The 17,086-nt window shown below is 44.7% G+C and carries 15 protein-coding genes; 9 read left to right on the top strand and 6 right to left on the bottom strand.

All coding sequences use genetic code 11. The features are described 5' to 3' along the window. Window positions 1–11: 11 nt before the first annotated feature. The gene (gene hpt, locus OW495_RS15470; protein ID WP_010435974.1) at window positions 12–542 is read right to left on the bottom strand and encodes a hypoxanthine phosphoribosyltransferase; all 531 of its coding nucleotides are present in this window, start codon (window positions 540–542) and stop codon (window positions 12–14) included. Between the two features lie 335 nt (window positions 543–877). Between hpt and OW495_RS15465 the strand changes: the two genes are divergently transcribed. Beyond that, window positions 878–1,483, top strand: coding sequence for a LuxR/HapR/OpaR family quorum-sensing transcriptional regulator (locus tag OW495_RS15465; RefSeq protein ID WP_017108721.1), 606 nt, complete (start codon window positions 878–880; stop codon window positions 1,481–1,483). A 218-nt stretch (window positions 1,484–1,701) separates the two neighbouring features. Here OW495_RS15465 and lpdA read toward each other — a convergent pair whose 3' ends face one another. The 5 genes from lpdA to ampD form a co-directional block, all read right to left on the bottom strand. Further along, on the bottom strand, window positions 1,702–3,129 hold the full coding sequence (gene lpdA / locus OW495_RS15460; RefSeq protein ID WP_017106891.1) for a dihydrolipoyl dehydrogenase: 1,428 nt from the start codon (window positions 3,127–3,129) through the stop codon (window positions 1,702–1,704). Window positions 3,130–3,371: 242 nt separating this feature from the next. Further along, a complete protein-coding gene (gene aceF, locus OW495_RS15455) occupies window positions 3,372–5,261 on the bottom strand; it encodes a pyruvate dehydrogenase complex dihydrolipoyllysine-residue acetyltransferase (RefSeq protein WP_289887326.1) in 1,890 nt (629 codons plus the stop codon). A gap of 26 nt (window positions 5,262–5,287) precedes the next feature. Next, window positions 5,288–7,951 (bottom strand): pyruvate dehydrogenase (acetyl-transferring), homodimeric type, encoded by a 2,664-nt coding sequence (gene aceE / locus OW495_RS15450; protein ID WP_017108719.1) that lies wholly within the window; start codon window positions 7,949–7,951, stop codon window positions 5,288–5,290. 62 nt (window positions 7,952–8,013) lie between these two features. Then, entirely contained in the window at window positions 8,014–8,775 is a 762-nt protein-coding gene (gene pdhR / locus OW495_RS15445) for a pyruvate dehydrogenase complex transcriptional repressor PdhR (RefSeq protein ID WP_009847596.1), read from the bottom strand. A gap of 483 nt (window positions 8,776–9,258) precedes the next feature. Beyond that, entirely contained in the window at window positions 9,259–9,858 is a 600-nt protein-coding gene (ampD, locus tag OW495_RS15440) for a 1,6-anhydro-N-acetylmuramyl-L-alanine amidase AmpD (RefSeq protein ID WP_289887322.1), read from the bottom strand. A gap of 83 nt (window positions 9,859–9,941) precedes the next feature. On the opposite strand from ampD, the gene nadC reads away from it, so the two are divergent. The 8 genes from nadC to yacG all read left to right on the top strand — a co-directional run bounded on the left by nadC (window position 9,942) and on the right by yacG (window position 17,031). After that, window positions 9,942–10,832: a carboxylating nicotinate-nucleotide diphosphorylase gene (nadC, locus tag OW495_RS15435; protein ID WP_289887321.1), complete on the top strand. Its 891-nt coding sequence runs from the start codon at window positions 9,942–9,944 to the stop codon at window positions 10,830–10,832. Window positions 10,833–11,087: 255 nt separating this feature from the next. Beyond that, complete coding sequence (locus OW495_RS15430) at window positions 11,088–11,501, top strand: prepilin-type N-terminal cleavage/methylation domain-containing protein (protein WP_289887316.1); 414 nt, start codon at window positions 11,088–11,090, stop codon at window positions 11,499–11,501. Continuing rightward, window positions 11,501–13,186: a type IV-A pilus assembly ATPase PilB gene (gene pilB, locus OW495_RS15425; protein ID WP_289887314.1), complete on the top strand. Its 1,686-nt coding sequence runs from the start codon at window positions 11,501–11,503 to the stop codon at window positions 13,184–13,186. The genes OW495_RS15430 and pilB overlap by 1 nt, the downstream gene beginning before the upstream one ends. 14 nt (window positions 13,187–13,200) lie before the next feature. Continuing rightward, a complete protein-coding gene (locus OW495_RS15420; protein WP_289887313.1) occupies window positions 13,201–14,430 on the top strand; it encodes a type II secretion system F family protein in 1,230 nt (409 codons plus the stop codon). 68 nt (window positions 14,431–14,498) lie between these two features. Next, the gene (locus tag OW495_RS15415) at window positions 14,499–15,368 is read left to right on the top strand and encodes an A24 family peptidase (protein WP_017106882.1); all 870 of its coding nucleotides are present in this window, start codon (window positions 14,499–14,501) and stop codon (window positions 15,366–15,368) included. Window positions 15,369–15,370: 2 nt separating this feature from the next. After that, window positions 15,371–15,985, top strand: coding sequence for a dephospho-CoA kinase (gene coaE / locus OW495_RS15410; protein ID WP_102339829.1), 615 nt, complete (start codon window positions 15,371–15,373; stop codon window positions 15,983–15,985). A gap of 26 nt (window positions 15,986–16,011) precedes the next feature. Beyond that, window positions 16,012–16,752: a cell division protein ZapD gene (gene zapD / locus OW495_RS15405; RefSeq protein WP_017108712.1), complete on the top strand. Its 741-nt coding sequence runs from the start codon at window positions 16,012–16,014 to the stop codon at window positions 16,750–16,752. 81 nt (window positions 16,753–16,833) lie between these two features. Then, a complete protein-coding gene (yacG, locus tag OW495_RS15400; protein WP_017056605.1) occupies window positions 16,834–17,031 on the top strand; it encodes a DNA gyrase inhibitor YacG in 198 nt (65 codons plus the stop codon). Window positions 17,032–17,086: the final 55 nt, after the last annotated feature.

Raw genomic sequence — 17,086 nt, 5'->3', positions numbered from 1 at the left:
CAGAGTAATAATTACTCTTGAGGTACAACTTTACCGATGTACGGTAGGTGACGATACTTTTGCGCGTAGTCGATGCCCACACCAACAACGAATTCGTCAGGAATTTCAAAACCAATCCACTTAGTATCTACAATCACTTCACGGCGAGAAGGCTTGTCTAAAAGAGTACAAATCTCGATAGATTTAGGACCACGTAGGCTTAGAATCTCTTTCACTTTAGTCAGAGTGTTACCTGTATCGATAATGTCTTCTACAAGTAGAACGTCTTTACCTTGGATGTCGTCATCAAGGTCTTTCAAAATACGAACGTCACGCGAACTTTCCATGCCGTTGCCGTAGCTAGATGCGGTCATGAAATCCACTTGGTGAGTTAAATCGATAGCACGAGCAAGATCGGCCATAAAGACAAAAGATCCACGTAATAAGCCAACTAGAACTAGATCTTCACTACCGTTGTAATGTTCCGTGATCTGTTTACCTAGTTCATTCACTCGATCCTGAACTTCTTGCTCGGAGATCATGACTTCAACTGTATGCTTCATACTGCTCTCATTTTATTTGGTGATTGCGACAAGTGTAGACAGTTTGTCATTGGTGCCGCTCAATTTTGTGAGTAAGTCTAGCATTGCTCAAATACCCACACCACCTTCTGGTTCGAATTTACTCATACATTCTCAACGAAGTGTGCGCTGATGCCTTGTTCAATAGTCGCTTCCTTTCACATCAATCCTGATCACGCTTTATGGATCAAGTTTGATGTAACTGCCTATAAAATAAGCTCAAAGGATTGACCATTCGCATATGCACCATTACACTCATCTTGGCTTAAATAATAATAAAATCATTAATATAAAAATTCGTTGGCAAGGAAAATAAAATGGACTCAATCTCTAAGAGACCTAGAACTAGGCTTTCACCCCTAAAAAGAAAACTGCAATTGATGGAGATCGCTCTTGAAGTTTTCTCTCGTCGTGGCATTGGCCGTGGCGGTCATGCAGACATAGCAGACATTGCTCAAGTATCAGTTGCAACTGTATTTAACTACTTCCCAACCCGAGAAGACCTGGTTGATGAAGTGCTTAATCACGTAGTTCGCCAATTCTCTAACTTCCTTTCAGACAATATCGACTTAGATATTCACGCAAAAGAAAACCTACATAATATTGCGACTGAAATGGTGACGTTAGTGGCTCAAGATAGCCATTGGTTGAACGTATGGTTTGAATGGAGCGCTTCGACTCGTGATGAAGTGTGGCCTCTGTTTGTAACCACTAACCGCACTAACCAGATGTTAGTACAAAACATGTTTAGCAAAGCGATTGAACGCGGCGAAGTTTGCGACGATCACGATCCTAAACATCTTGCGAACCTATTCCACGGCATTTGTTACTCACTATTCATCCAAGCGAAACGTGTAGATACACAAGAAGAACTTTCGACCTTGACGGATAGCTACTTGAACATGCTGTGCATTTATAAGTAGATTCGAGATTCGAGATTCGAGATTCGAGATTCGAGTAAATAATTTAAGGGTTGGCCTAAGCGGTCAACCCTTTTTTGTAGAATGGAATGGCTCTTCGCATCCCGAGCGCAGCGTACTCGCATCTCGGAGTGAAACGTTCCTACTCCTTACTTGAGACATAAAAAAGCCGCTGACGAATCAGCGGCTTTTAAAAACATTAGCGAGTGGCTAAAGAAGAATTACTTCTTCTTTTTCACTGCTTTTTTGTTTGGAAGGTCAGTGATTGAACCTTCGAATACTTCCGCAGCAAGACCAACAGACTCGTGTAGAGTTGGGTGAGCGTGGATAGTAAGTGCGATATCTTCTGCATCACAACCCATTTCGATTGCTAGGCCGATTTCGCCAAGAAGTTCACCACCGTTAGTACCAACAACAGCACCACCGATTACGCGATGAGTCTCTTTATCGAAGATCATCTTAGTCATACCGTCAGCACAGTCAGAAGCGATTGCACGACCAGAAGCAGCCCAAGGGAAAGTAGCAACTTCGTAGTTCAGGCCTTCCGCTTTCGCTTCTTTCTCAGTCTTACCTACCCAAGCAACTTCTGGCTCAGTGTACGCAATTGATGGGATTACTTTAGGATCGAAGTAGTGCTTCTTACCAGAGATAACTTCAGCAGCTACGTGACCTTCATGCACACCTTTGTGAGCAAGCATTGGTTGACCAACAACGTCACCGATCGCGTGGATGTGGGGAACGTTAGTACGCATTTGCTTATCAACATTGATGAAACCGCGCTCATCAACTTCGATACCCGCTTTTTCAGCGTCGATAAGTGCACCGTTTGGAACACGACCGATAGCAACAAGAACAGCATCGTAGCGCTCAGCTTCAGCTGGTGCTTTTTTGCCTTCCATTGAAACGTAGATACCGTCTTCTTTCGCTTCAACTGCAGTCACTTTAGTTTCAAGCATTAGCTTGAACTTGTTCTTAATGCGTTTAGTGAAGACTTTAACGATGTCTTTATCCGCAGCAGGGATAACTTGATCGAACATCTCAACAACTTCAACTTTAGAACCTAGAGAGTGGTAAACCGTACCCATCTCAAGACCGATGATACCGCCGCCCATGATAAGCAGTTTTTCTGGTACTTCGTTTAGTTCTAGTGCATCCGTAGAATCCCAAATACGTGGGTCTTCATGTGGGATGAAAGGAAGTTTGATTGGGCGAGAACCCGCTGCAATGATTGCATTATCAAAGTTAATTGTTGTCGTTTCTTCGCCAACAACTTCGATGCTGTTAGGACCAGTAAACTTACCGAAACCGTTAACAACAGTAACATTACGCATCTTAGCCATACCGCCAAGACCGCCAGTCAGTTGATCAACTACTTTGTCTTTCCAGATACGAACTTTGTTGATGTCCGTTTGTGGCTCGCCGAATACAACGCCGTGCTCTGCCATCGCTTTTGCTTCTTCAATTACTTTAGATACGTGAAGAAGTGCTTTTGATGGAATACAACCAACGTTTAGACATACACCACCAAGAGTGCTGTAACGTTCAACTAGTACTGTTTCTAGACCTAAATCCGCACAACGGAATGCCGCTGAGTAGCCAGCAGGACCTGAACCAAGTACAACAACTTGGGCTTTAATTTCTTTGCTCATTGTGACCTCTTGTAGTCATTATCCCTAACAGGCTGAGTAGATGTTCTTAAAATTATTGGGCTTTCAAACAGGAAACATTTTACAGAGATGTTAACAGTGTGAAAGTAGCTTTAAGTTAGCCTGTGAGCTAGACAACAATTCCCCCGCAGTTTATGAGAAATGCCGGAAACTGTTCTCTAAAAATAGTCTTTATATAAAGAATTAAGGTGACCCGAAAGTCACCTTAATAATTACTTTCTCAATTACAGTACTAGACGACGAATGTCAGATAGTGCGCTGTTTAGGAAAGTAATGAAGCGTGCACCTTCAGCACCATCGATCACGCGGTGATCGTATGATAGAGACAGTGGAAGCTGTAGACGTGGTTGGAACTCTTTACCATTCCAAACTGGCTTAATCTCAGACTTAGATACACCTAGGATACCTACTTCTGGAGCATTTACGATTGGTGTAAATGCAGTACCGCCAATACCACCAAGGCTAGAGATTGTGAAACAACCGCCTTGCATGTCTGCCGCTGTTAGCTTACCAGAGCGTGCTTTCTTAGAAACAACCATTAGTTCTTCAGATAGCTCGTAAATGCCTTTCTTGTTCACGTCTTTGAAAACAGGAACAACTAAGCCGTTTGGTGTATCAACTGCGATACCCACGTTTACGTACTTCTTAAGAATGATGCTTTCGCCATCGTCAGATAGAGACGAGTTGAATGCAGGGAATGCTTCTAGCGCTTTAGCAACAGCTTTCATGATGAACACAAGTGGAGTGATCTTCATGCCAGTGTCTTTCTTCGCTTCGATTGCGTTCTGTTCTTTACGGAATGCTTCTAGCTCTGTGATGTCTGCGTTGTCCCACTGTGTAACGTGCGGGATCATTACCCAGTTACGGTGTAGGTTAGCGCCAGAGATCTTCTTAATCTTAGAAAGCTTCTGAACTTCAGTTTCACCGAACTTGCTGAAGTCAACTTTTGGCCACGGTAGTAGACCAAGAGCAGAACCGTCGCCGCCTTTGCCAGATGCTGCAGCACCAGACTCTAGACGCTTAAGTGCATCTTTAACGTAAGACTGAACGTCTTCTTTAAGGATACGGCTCTTACGACCAGTACCTTTAACCTTAGAAAGATTAACGCCAAATTCGCGAGCAAGACGACGAACAACTGGAGAAGCGTGCGCGTAGTCACCGTTCTCTTGGAAGTCGCCAGCAGCTGGAGCTACTGCTTCTGCTTTAGGTGCAGGTGCTGCTGCCGGAGCTGCTACAGGAGCTGCCGCTTGTGCTGGTGCCGCTGCAACTGGTGCTGCGCCTTCAACAACGAACGTCATGATTGAAGAGCCCGTTGACACTTTGTCGCCAGCTGCAATCTTGATTTCTTTTACTGTACCAGCGAATGGTGCAGGAACTTCCATTGAAGCTTTGTCGCCTTCAACAGTAATTAGAGATTGCTCTTCTTCTACTGTATCGCCAACCGCTACCATGATTTCAGTAACTTCTACTTCGTCGCCACCGATATCAGGAACGTTCACTTCTTTCTCAGCAGATGCTGCTGGAGCCGCTGCAACTGGTGCTGGAGCAGGAGCTGCTGCAACTGGAGCGCCAGAACCTGCCACTTCAAATACCATTACTAGAGAACCAGTAGACACTGAGTCACCAGAAGCGATCTTGATTTCTTTAACGATACCAGCGAATGGTGCAGGTACTTCCATTGAAGCCTTATCACCTTCAACAGTAAGAAGAGATTGCTCTTCTTCTACTGCGTCGCCAATAGCTACCATGATTTCAGTTACTTCAACTTCATCACCGCCGATATCAGGAACGTGAACTTCTTTAAGCTCAGCTGCCGCAGCAGGAGCAGCAGCAACTGGTGCCGCCGCTTCAACTGCTGGCGCAGCAGGTGCTGCTGCAGCACCTTCCGCTTCGAAGATCATGATAAGAGAACCAGTAGAAACAGAATCACCTTCTGAAATCTTGATTTCTTTAACGATACCCGCTTGAGACGCAGGAACTTCCATTGAAGCTTTGTCGCCTTCAACAGTAATCAGTGACTGTTCTTCTTCAACCTTGTCGCCAACGTTTACAAGAATCTCAGTTACTTCAACCTCGTCAGCACCGATGTCTGGTACATTAATTTCGATTGTCATTGTATTTACCTACCTTAATGCCAGTCTTATGCGTATTGCGGGTTAGTTTTTTCAGTGTCGATATCGAACTTAGCAATTGCTTCAGCAACAACAGACTTCTCGATATCACCACGTTTAGCCAGTTCAGTTAGAGCTGCAACTACGATGTAGCCAGCGTTAACTTCGAAGTGACGACGTAGGTTTGCACGGCTGTCAGAACGGCCGAAACCATCTGTACCAAGTACTTTGTAAGACTCAGTTGGCATGTACGCACGTACTTGCTCAGCGTAGTTCTTCATGTAGTCAGTCACTGCAATTGCAGGTTCTTTACCAAGAACAGTCGTGATGTACGGTACTTTCTCTTCAGCTTCTGGGTGAAGCATGTTGTCACGCTCTACCGCTTGGCCGTCACGAGTTAGTTCGTTGAACGACGTTACAGAGAATACGTCAGATGCTACGCCGTACTCTTCGCTTAGAATTTCAGCGGCTTTACGCGCTTCGTTCATGATAGTACCAGAGCTCATTAGTTGAACTTTGCCCTTAGCACCAGCGTGAGATTCAAGCTTGTAGATACCCTTACGAATGCCTTCTTCAGCGCCTTCTGGCATTGCTGGCATTGCGTAGTTCTCGTTCATTACTGTTAGGTAGTAGTAAACGTTCTCTTGGTTCTCACCGTACATGCGACGGATACCGTCTTGCATGATAACCGCTAGCTCGTAAGCAAACGTTGGGTCGTAAGAGATACAGTTAGGGATCGTGTTCGCTTGAATGTGCGAGTGACCATCTTCGTGCTGTAGACCTTCACCATTCAGTGTTGTACGACCTGCAGTAGCACCTAATAGGAAGCCACGAGCTTGTTGGTCGCCTGCTAACCAAGCCATGTCGCCAATACGTTGGAAACCGAACATTGAGTAGTAGATGTAGAACGGGATCATCGGTAGATCGTTTGTGCTGTATGAAGTTGCAGCAGCAACCCATGAAGCCATAGAACCTAGTTCGTTGATGCCTTCTTGAAGAACTTGACCAGACGTTGCTTCTTTGTAGTAAGAAACGATGCCTTTATCTTCAGGTGTGTATTCTTGACCGTGTGGGTTGTAGATACCAACCTGACGGAATAGACCTTCCATACCGAATGTACGAGCTTCATCACAGATGATAGGAACGATGTTCTTACCAATGTTCTTATCTTTAAGAAGGATGTTTAGCGTACGTACGTAAGCCATAGTTGTAGAGATATCACGCTTCTGTTCACCTAGTAGAGGTGCGAATGCGTCCAGCTCAGGAACCTTGAACTCTTGAGTAAACTTAGGAAGACGTGCAGGTGTGTAACCGTGAAGAGCGTTACGACGAGCGTGCATGTATTCGTATTCAGCAGAACCTTCTTCCAGTTTTAGGTATGGAAGTTCAGCGATTTTCTCATCTGATAGTAGGTCTTCTAGGCCTAGGCGATCACGCAGGTGTTGAACATGAGTCATGTCCATTTTCTTAACACCGTGTGCAATGTTCTTACCTTCAGCTGCATCACCCATGCCGTAACCTTTAACAGTCTTAGCTAGGATTACAGTTGGCTTACCGTTTGTTTCTTTTGCATTGTTGAATGCAGCAAACAGTTTAGAAGAATCGTGACCACCACGCTTAAGAGCGAAGATTTCGTCATCAGTCATGTCTGCAACTAGTGCAGCTGTTTCTGGGTACTTACCAAAGAAGTGCTCACGTACGTATGCGCCATCTTTAGATTTGAATGTCTGGTAGTCACCATCGATAGTTTCGTTCATTAGTTGAAGAAGCTTACCAGTCGTGTCTTTAGCCAGTAGAGAATCCCAGTTGCTACCCCAGATAACTTTAACAACGTTCCAACCTGCGCCTTTAAATAGGCCTTCAAGTTCTTGAATGATGCTGCCGTTACCCATTACAGGGCCATCTAGACGCTGTAGGTTACAGTTGATTAGGAAACATAGGTTGTCTAGCTTCTCACGCGCAGCGAAAGAGATAGCACCACGTGATTCTGGCTCATCCATCTCACCGTCACCTAGGAACGCGTATACGCGTTGCGCTGAAGTTTCTTTCAGGCCACGGCCGTCAAGGTACTTAAGGAAGCGCGCTTGGTAGATCGCAGAGATAGGACCAAGACCCATAGATACAGTAGGGAACTGCCAGAACTCAGGCATCAGTTTCGGGTGCGGGTAAGAAGGGATACCTTTACCATCAACTTCTTGACGGAAGTTATCTAGCTGTTCTTCAGTTAGACGACCTTCAACGAATGCACGAGAGTAGATACCCGGAGAGATGTGACCTTGGTAATAAACTAGATCGCCACCGTCCGTCTCATTTGGAGCACGGAAGAAGTGGTTGAAACATACTTCGTAGAATGCTGCAGCTGACTGGTAAGAAGCCATGTGACCACCAAGGTCTAGGTCTTTCTTAGAAGCACGCAATACGATCATGATTGCGTTCCAGCGAATAATCGAACGAATACGACGCTCAAGAGTTACGTCACCAGGGTAAGCTGGCTCTTGTGCTGCTGGAATTGTGTTGATGTAGTTCGTGTTGATGCCTGTAGCCATATCAACACCATCTAAACGCGCTTTATCTAGAACTTGTTCTAGTAAAAACTGTGCACGTTCTACACCTTCTTCACGTACTACTGACTCAAGAGCTTCTAACCAATCTTGAGTTTCCAGAGCATCAACGTCATGCTTCATGTCAGACATGGCGATCTATCCTTTTTGTTAGTTGGATTCTACTAAACACGTAAAAAGCCGAAGTATTACGGCTATTTACCCTGTTGGATTCGACGTAAAGAACGTTCGCGGCGCGATTCTTCTTTGGTCAAATCCATCAATGTTTCTTCGATGTAAGCTAAATGAGAGTGTGACATTTCACGAGCCTGTTCTGGCTGTCCTGAAACGATCGCATCCACAATGTTAGCTCGATGTATACTCACTTTCTCCACAACGTCTTTACGACGATGCAACAGCTTTAAATTTTCTAAGACGTTTTGTTCGAGTAACGGAGCCAAGCTACGAACAATGTGCAATAACACCACATTGTGTGCTGCCTCTGTTAAAGCAATAAGAAAAGCCATCACCGCTGCAGATTCGGCTTCAATATCACCTTTATCTTGCGCACCGCGAATTTTTTCTTGGCATGCTTGAATTCGAGCAAAGTCTTCATCAGTGCCACGCAATGCCGCGAAGTAAGCCGAAATCCCTTCCATCGCATGACGCGATTCCAACAAGTCTAGTTGGGTTTCAGAATGGGAGGACAACAAATTAAGCAAAGGATCTGAAAAGCTTTTCCAGATATTTTCACTAACAAACGTACCTCCACCTTGACGGCGAGTAAGCAAGCGTTTTGCTTCTAAACGTTGTATAGCTTCTCGGATTGAAGGACGAGACACATCGAACTGTTTCGCCAGTTCGCGCTCAGGCGGCAGCTGCTGCCCTGGAGCCAGTGTTCCTTCCACTATCAACCTTTCTAACTCTTGTTCGATAACGTCCGAGAGTTTTGGCTGACGAATCCTTTGATAAGCCATAGTTTGTTATTCTTCTTTTTCTTCGCTGATAATTGGTAATACCAATTTTAAGTTGGGCAGAAATTAACATAATTAAAACGCCACTGTCCAGTCTAAAGTTGACCTGCATCATAGAACGCAGTGTGAATTAACCACGATTTAACAAATGAAATTTAAAACAGCAACCAAATTGGTCTTACCATTTACAGGGGTAATACTTTTGGGGAGTATTCGTGCTAGAAAGTTTCAGGATAAAAATGAATTGTTTCAGAAAGATTAGCGCCACTTGATTAAAAATCGAACCAAGTGCACATTAGAGGCAGAAATCCTGTTCATAAGTCTTAACATTAAGGCGTTTGATAAGCTCGTCACACTCTCGATTTATTGATGCTCACCGCCCGACCACTTCCTTTACAAAAGCACAACAAAAATTCACAAACAATTATGCTCATCATTGATTATCTAGAGCCCTTCAATGAGCAAAGTCTTATTGTGAATTCGAATTTAGAAGCTCAGTTGACCTTGATATTTCTTCCAATCAAAAACCAAACCGGGGTCAGTTTTTCGTAGCGGGGCGATGTATTGATGGCCAGTGATACGCTGGCGCGTAATCTGCGGGAACCTCGACATCAATGTATTCGTCAATTGAGTCAAAGATTGATATTGCAGCTCGGTATAAGCAACAAAGTCACTACCTTCCAATTCAATGCCAATCGAGTAGTCATTACATCTTTCACGGCCAGCGAAGCTCGATTGACCCGCATGCCAAGCTCGGTCTAAGAAAGAAACGAACTGCACTACTTCCCCATCGCGACGAATCAAGCAATGCGCCGAGACGCCCATTTGATGAATCACCTTAAAAAACGGATGCTCAGCGGGGTCAAGTTTTCCCGTAAAAAACTGTTCGATGTGAGGCCCACCAAATTGACCCGGTGGTAAACTGATATTGTGGACCACCAGCAAAGAGATATCGTCCCCCTTTGGCCTTACATCAAAATAAGGGGAAGGAACATGCCGAGCGTTGTTATACCATCCGTTGGAGCTGATCGTCATCTTAGTCTCACTTTCTTTTCTGCTAGCACAATAAGATGTGACCTTGCCCATAGAGCAGTCGCGCTAGCCTCTTTAATTTGAAGTTAAGCAAGAGTATCATTCCATTCCCACTCCCTTTCAAGATTAGATTTGCGATGAAAAACACACATAACAGCCACCAACGCCTTGATTACTTAAAAGAGCAACTGCCGCTAGAGATCACTCGCTCAGTGGCTGAGACCATCAAAGAAGATCTAGGCGGAACGTTAGATCCAGCGGCTGATATCACGGCAAGTCTAATCCCAGCAGACGCAATCAACAGCGCAACCATCATTACACGTGAGCACGGTGTGTTCTGTGGTAAAGCTTGGGCTGATGAAGTGTTTAAGCAATTGGGCGGTGAAGTCACTATCGAGTGGAACGTAGAAGATGGCGACAAGGTTGAACCAAACCAAACGCTTTGCAGCTTAACTGGCCCAGCACGTGCACTATTAACTGGTGAGCGTAATGCAATGAACTTTATTCAAACGCTATCGGGTTGTGCGACTACAACAGCTATCTACGCAGACAAAATTAAGCACACAGAATGCCGCTTGCTAGACACTCGTAAAACCATTCCAGGCCTTCGCAGCGCACTAAAATACGCTGTTGCTTGTGGTGGCGGTTTCAACCACCGTATTGGCGTTTTTGATGCTTACCTAATCAAAGAAAACCACATCATCGCATGTGGTGGTATTGAGAAAGCGATCTCGACAGCAAAAGAGCTTAACCCAGGTAAGCCTGTAGAAGTTGAAACTGAGAGCCTAGAAGAGCTAGAGCAAGCAATCAACGCGGGTGCAGACATAATCATGCTAGACAACTTTACTACAGACATGATGCGTGAAGCTGTAAAGATCAACGCTGGCCGTGCAGCATTAGAAAACTCAGGTAACGTCACTCTAGACACTATCGCAGAGTTCGCTGAAACGGGTGTTGATTACATCTCTGTTGGTGCACTCACTAAGCACTTAAAGGCGATGGATTTATCAATGAGATTCAAAGCTTAATTTATTGAAATATAAATAACTTATTCATAAAGGCACAGTTAACTACCGTGCCTTTTTTATTGCCTAAATTATCAGTATTTCAATCACTTATTTAAGTTGATCGCATAAATTTGCGCGCCATATGAAACACCACACTAATAAATACAAAACCACTCGCGACCGCACCTGATTACCATTCCACTTCCCCATTCCGACTTCTATTCTCTCCATCAACCAGTGCCTGCACTGAAACAAACTAAACAATGGAATAGAACAATGAATAACAAAAATAGAAGAACAAATCAGAAAGGTTTCACGCTGATTGAATTAATGATTGTGGTGGCGATTATTGGTGTGTTATCGGCGATAGCTGTGCCTGCATATAAAAATTACACAGTAAAATCAAATGTAATTGCGACTATTTCAGAAGCTTCACCTTATAAAATCGCTGTCGCTTTATGCTATCAAGAAACCGGATCTTTAGGGGGATGTGACGAAGGGTTATCTGGCGTACCTTCAGCAGCAAGCAAAGTAACAGGTATAACAGATGGGGCGATAAGCCTCGCACCAAATGTCGATTGCAATGAAAATGGCACCATAGATACTTTCGTGTACGGACCTGCCATATCAGGCGGATTAATGACATGGTCTCTAACAACAGATGCAGGTAACTGCTCTTCCTATTTATAATGCTCACCAACCTCCCAACCGTTCTTCGTCAGGCAGGATTCCTTAGCCTGGCTCAAGAACAAGCCGTTGCGGAACGTGTTCAAGCTTCAGGTGTTTCTACGCCTGAAGCTTTGCTCGTTCTAGACATCTTCACCAGCGAGAATCTCGCACATAACATTCAGGCGATCTTCGGTTTGCCATTGGTACAACTAGCCAATACGGGCTATGAAGCTTTATGCGAACAATTAGGGCTTCGCGAACTGATCACCAAGTATCGCGCTATTCCAATTTCAGTTTCTAGCTCAACTCTTACACTCGCCTCGGCCGACCCAACCGACTTACAGGCTGAAGACGATTTTCGCTTTGCGACCGGATTACAAATCGAATTAATTGTCGCTAACTACTCTGAACTAGAAGGCGCAATACGAAAGCTGTATGGACGCTCTATTTCTGGGCAAGACTCCAAGCGTAAAGAGATCACCCAAGATGAACTCGCCAACCTAGTTGAAGTCTCTGACGATGAGATGACTTCAATTGAAGACCTCAGCCAAGACGACTCCCCTGTCAGCCGTTTTATCAATCAAATACTGGTTGATGCGGTGCGTAAAGGCGCTTCCGATATCCACTTCGAACCTTATGAAGAAAACTATCGTGTCCGCTTACGTTGCGATGGCATCCTTGTTGAAATACAACAGCCCGCTTCCCATCTAAGTCGCCGTTTATCGGCTCGTTTAAAGATCCTCGCCAAACTTGATATCGCCGAACGCCGCTTGCCTCAAGATGGTCGTATTAAATTGCGGTTAAACGATCAACTCTCGATCGATATGCGAGTATCGACGCTACCGACATTGTGGGGAGAAAAGATCGTACTGCGCCTTCTAGACAGCAGCGCTGCCAATTTAGATATCGATAAGTTAGGTTACAGCGAAGATCAAAAAGCACTCTATCTCAATGCACTGAAACGCCCGCAAGGGATGATCTTAATGACAGGCCCAACAGGCAGTGGTAAAACCGTTTCTCTCTACACAGGCCTTCGAGTGCTTAACACCACTGAGCGCAACATCTCAACAGCTGAAGATCCGGTCGAGATCAATCTATGTGGTATCAATCAAGTTCAAGTCGCACCCAAAATCGGTTTTGGGTTTGCTGAAGCATTGCGATCATTTTTACGACAAGACCCCGATGTGGTAATGGTCGGAGAGATCCGCGATTTAGAAACCGCAGAGATCGCGATCAAAGCATCGCAAACCGGACACCTAGTTCTTTCAACATTGCACACCAACTCCGCCGCAGAAACCGTAACTCGACTCGCTCACATGGGAATTGAACCCTTTAATCTTGCTTCATCATTAAGCCTGATTATCGCCCAACGACTGGCAAGACGACTATGCAACCACTGTAAAGCCGCTGACGACTCTCCGGACATATTTCTGCGTCACTCTATCCCTAACAGCCAAACGATCTACAAAGCCAATCCTCAGGGGTGTAATGAGTGTAACCAGGGATACTCTGGGCGAGTGGGCATCTATGAAGTTATGCCGTTTAGCGACCAACTGAAAAGTAGCCTGATCGACAAACCGAACGCGTTAGCCATTGAAAACTTGGCGCGCCGAGAAGGCATGCGAACACTGCAAGAATCAGGGCTAGATAAATTGCTGGAAGGCACCACCAGCTATCAAGAACTACAACGTGTTCTGTACCTATAATTCACGGAGCGAAAATGAGTAGTAAAAACAAACAATCACAACTAAAAAACTACCATTGGAAGGGAATAAACAGCTCCGGAAAGAAAGTATCAGGGCAAACCTTAGCCTTGACGGAATTAGAGGTACGAGAAAAGCTCAAAGACCAGCATATCCAAATAAAGAAAATCAAAAAGAAGAGCATCTCAGCACTGACTCGTTTAACGCACCGAGTTAAGGCCAAAGACATCACAGTACTGACTCGACAGCTCGCGACTATGTTAGCAACAGGTGTCCCTATCGTGCAGGCCATCAAGTTAGTCTCAGACAACCATCGTAAAGCTGAGATGAAATCTATCCTGTCGCGCATCTGTAAAGGCGTGGAAGCAGGCACTCCGATTTCAAAAGCCATGCGCACCGCAAGCCGTCACTTTGATGAACTGTATACCGACTTAGTTGCGACGGGAGAACTCTCAGGTAACCTAGCGCAAGTCTTTGAACGCTTGGCGACATACCGTGAAAAGAGTGAGCAACTAAAGTCTAAGGTTATAAAGGCTCTCATCTACCCCGCTATGGTTGTTGCGGTCGCCCTTACCGTTTCCTATTTAATGCTGACCATGGTCATCCCGGAATTTGAATCGATGTTTTCAGGCTTTGGCGCCGACCTGCCTTGGTTCACTCAGCAAGTGCTTTATCTTTCCCATTGGATGCTGGCCTACAGTTTCTATACTGCCATCGGTATTGGTTTATTAATTTTATCTATTCAGCAATTACGTCAAAGATCTTACTCGATTCGACTTTCAACCAGTCGTCTTGGTTTACGCTTTCCTATCTTGGGAGCTGTCATCACCAAGGCATCGATTGCAAAGTTCAGCCGGACGCTATCAACCAGCTTTAGTTCTGGGATCCCTATCTTAACGAGCCTAAAAACCACAGCGAAAACGGTGGGTAATCTACATTATGAATCGGCAATCATCGAGGTTCACCGTGAGACTGCCGCAGGCATGCCGATGTACATTGCAATGCGCAATACCAACGCCTTTCCTGAGATGGTTTTACAGATGGTGATGATTGGAGAAGAGTCCGGAAACCTCGATGATATGCTCAATAAAGTCGCTTCAATTTACGAGTTTGAAGTAGACAACACCGTCGATAATCTAGGTAAAATTCTCGAACCACTGATTATTGTCTTTTTGGGTACGGTTGTTGGTGGCCTTGTTGTCGCGATGTACTTACCGATCTTTAATCTTATGAGTGTGTTAGGATAGCCAAAAGCAACCAAACACCCATGAGTAGCCAATCTCTACTCATATAGATCAAGTGGTAAAAGGACACTATGGAAGTATTTCACTACTATCCTTGGCTATTCCCCGTATTAGCTTTCATTTTTAGCCTTCTCATCGGCAGTTTTCTCAACGTCGTCATACACCGTTTACCGATTATGATGGAACGAGAATGGCAACAAGAGTGCTCGGAGTATTTCTCCCAATATAAAATTCCAGCGCCAGAGGGAAAGTTTAATCTCAGCATTCCTCGTTCGACCTGCCCAAAATGCAAAACCCAATTAAGGGTAATCGACAATATTCCTGTATTAAGCTGGTTGTTCTTAAAAGGCAAATGCCATAGCTGTGCTAACCCAATCAGTGCTCGCTACCCTTTAGTCGAACTGCTTACCGCAATCCTTTGTACCGCAGTCGCTAGTCATTTTGGTTTCAGTTATTACGCCATCGCTCTGATCTTTTTCACGTTTGCATTGATTACCGCAACCTTTATCGATCTCGATACCATGCTGCTGCCTGATCAAATCACCTTACCTTTAGTTTGGTCTGGTATCGCTTTAGCTCTATTTAACGTCAGTCCAGTATCGCTTCAAGATTCAGTGATTGGTGCAATGGCTGGCTACCTAGCCTTGTGGTCCGTTTATTGGCTGTTCAAGCTACTAACAGGCAAAGAAGGGATGGGTTACGGCGATTTCAAACTTCTGGCTGCGCTTGGTGCATGGCTTGGCTGGCAACACCTACCAATGATCATTCTTTTGTCGTCGCTGGTCGGTTTAGTTTTCGGCTTGATTCAACTTCGCTTGAAACAACAAGGCATAGACAAAGCCTTCCCGTTTGGCCCATACCTAGCGATTGCTGGTTGGGTAAGCCTATTGTGGGGCAATGACATCATGGGTTGGTATTTCACTTCTGTTCTAGGGATTTAATCATGGCAATCATTATCGGATTAAGTGGTGGCATCGCCAGTGGCAAAACGACGGTAGCCAACCTATTCCATGAGCATTTCAATATTGATATTGTCGATGCTGATATCGTGGCACGCGAAGTGGTGGCGTTGGGCAGTGAAGGTCTAAAACAGATTGCTACTCATTTTGGTGAAGAGGTATTGCTCGAAGATGGAGCGCTAAACCGAGCTAAACTGCGCGAAGTGATCTTCACTGATCCCACAGAAAAACATTGGCTCAATGAACTACTTCACCCAATGATCCGCAACAAAATTGACAGTGACCTGTCTAAAGTCACATCCCCTTATGCTTTATTAGTCGCACCGCTATTGGTTGAAAACCAAATGCAAGGTATGGCCGATCGCGTTTTAATCGTTGATGTGCCGGCAGAAGTACAAATAGAACGCACAATGAGTCGTGACAATGTTTCAAAAGAACAGGTTACAGCAATTTTAAAATCACAAGCTTCAAGAGAACAGCGCTTAGCGGTTGCAGATGACGTGATTAAAAACCATACTAAAAACCAAGAACTTTTGCCTCAAATCACAGATTTACATCAAAAGTATCTGGCAATCAGTACAGTAGATGGGTCAGAATAGAACTATGTTGAATGAAGGTTTGCTTGATGATCACCCATAAATTTGAACATCCTCTAAATGAGAAAACAAGAATCTACTTAAGAGTTGAATCACTCTTGAGGCAGCTCCACCTGTCTTCTACATTTTCTGATGCTCAACAGTATCAACTCTTTTTCCGTTCAATCTTTGATCTGATTGAAATATTCGAACAGATCCAACTTAAGAGTGAACTGGCGAAAGACATTGAGAAACAACGTGTAACCTACAAGAGTTGGTTAGATGTTGAAGGTGTCGATCAAGAGATGTTAACGTCATTACTCAATGATATTGGCAACATCTATCGCGAACTGATGCAGGCCGAACGTTTTGGGCAATCTCTAAAAGAAGACCGCTTCCTGAGCGCAATTCGTCAACGCTTTAATTTACCCGGTGGTTCGTGCTGCTTTGATTTACCCGCACTGCATTATTGGCTGCACCTACCTCTCGATAAAAAAATGAGAGATGCCAAAGCATGGATGGACAGCCTACAACCGCTGTATGAAGCACTGACACTGTGGTTAAAGCTCACCAGAGAGACTGGTCACTTTAAAGAGCAAATTGCTCGTGCTGGCTTCTTCCAGAGCGATGCCGATGAAGCAAATATCCTTCGCCTTTCTATTCCAATGCAATACGGCGCCTACCCGATGATCTCGGGCCATAAGAACCGTTTTGCTGTTAAATTCATGAGTTTTGAAACCGGCCAAGCCTGTACTCAAGATATCGAATTTGAATTGGCTATCTGCACATAATTAATTTCCTTTTATAGTTTGGCTTGAGTCCTCACTCGAGCCTAAACTCAGTATTATTACACCTTCAAATTAAGAATCACTATGTCGAAAAAAATCACCATCGTAAAATGCCCTCAATGTAATACCGACGTTGAATGGGGCGAACAAAGCCCACATCGCCCGTTTTGCAGCAAGCAATGTCAGATGATTGATTTCGGTGAATGGGCAGACGAAGAGAACAGCATCGCTGGCGCACCAGACATGTCAGATAGCGATGGTTGGTCGGAAGACCCGCACTAGCGAGTAGCGAGTAGCGAGTAGCGAGTAGCGAGTAGCGAGTAGCGAGTAGCGAGTA

It is taken from the genome of Vibrio sp. 14N.309.X.WAT.E.F5 (assembly GCF_030397615.1).
Lineage (GTDB): Bacteria > Pseudomonadota > Gammaproteobacteria > Enterobacterales > Vibrionaceae > Vibrio > Vibrio lentus.
This window is presented reverse-complemented; position numbering and strand designations above follow the sequence as displayed.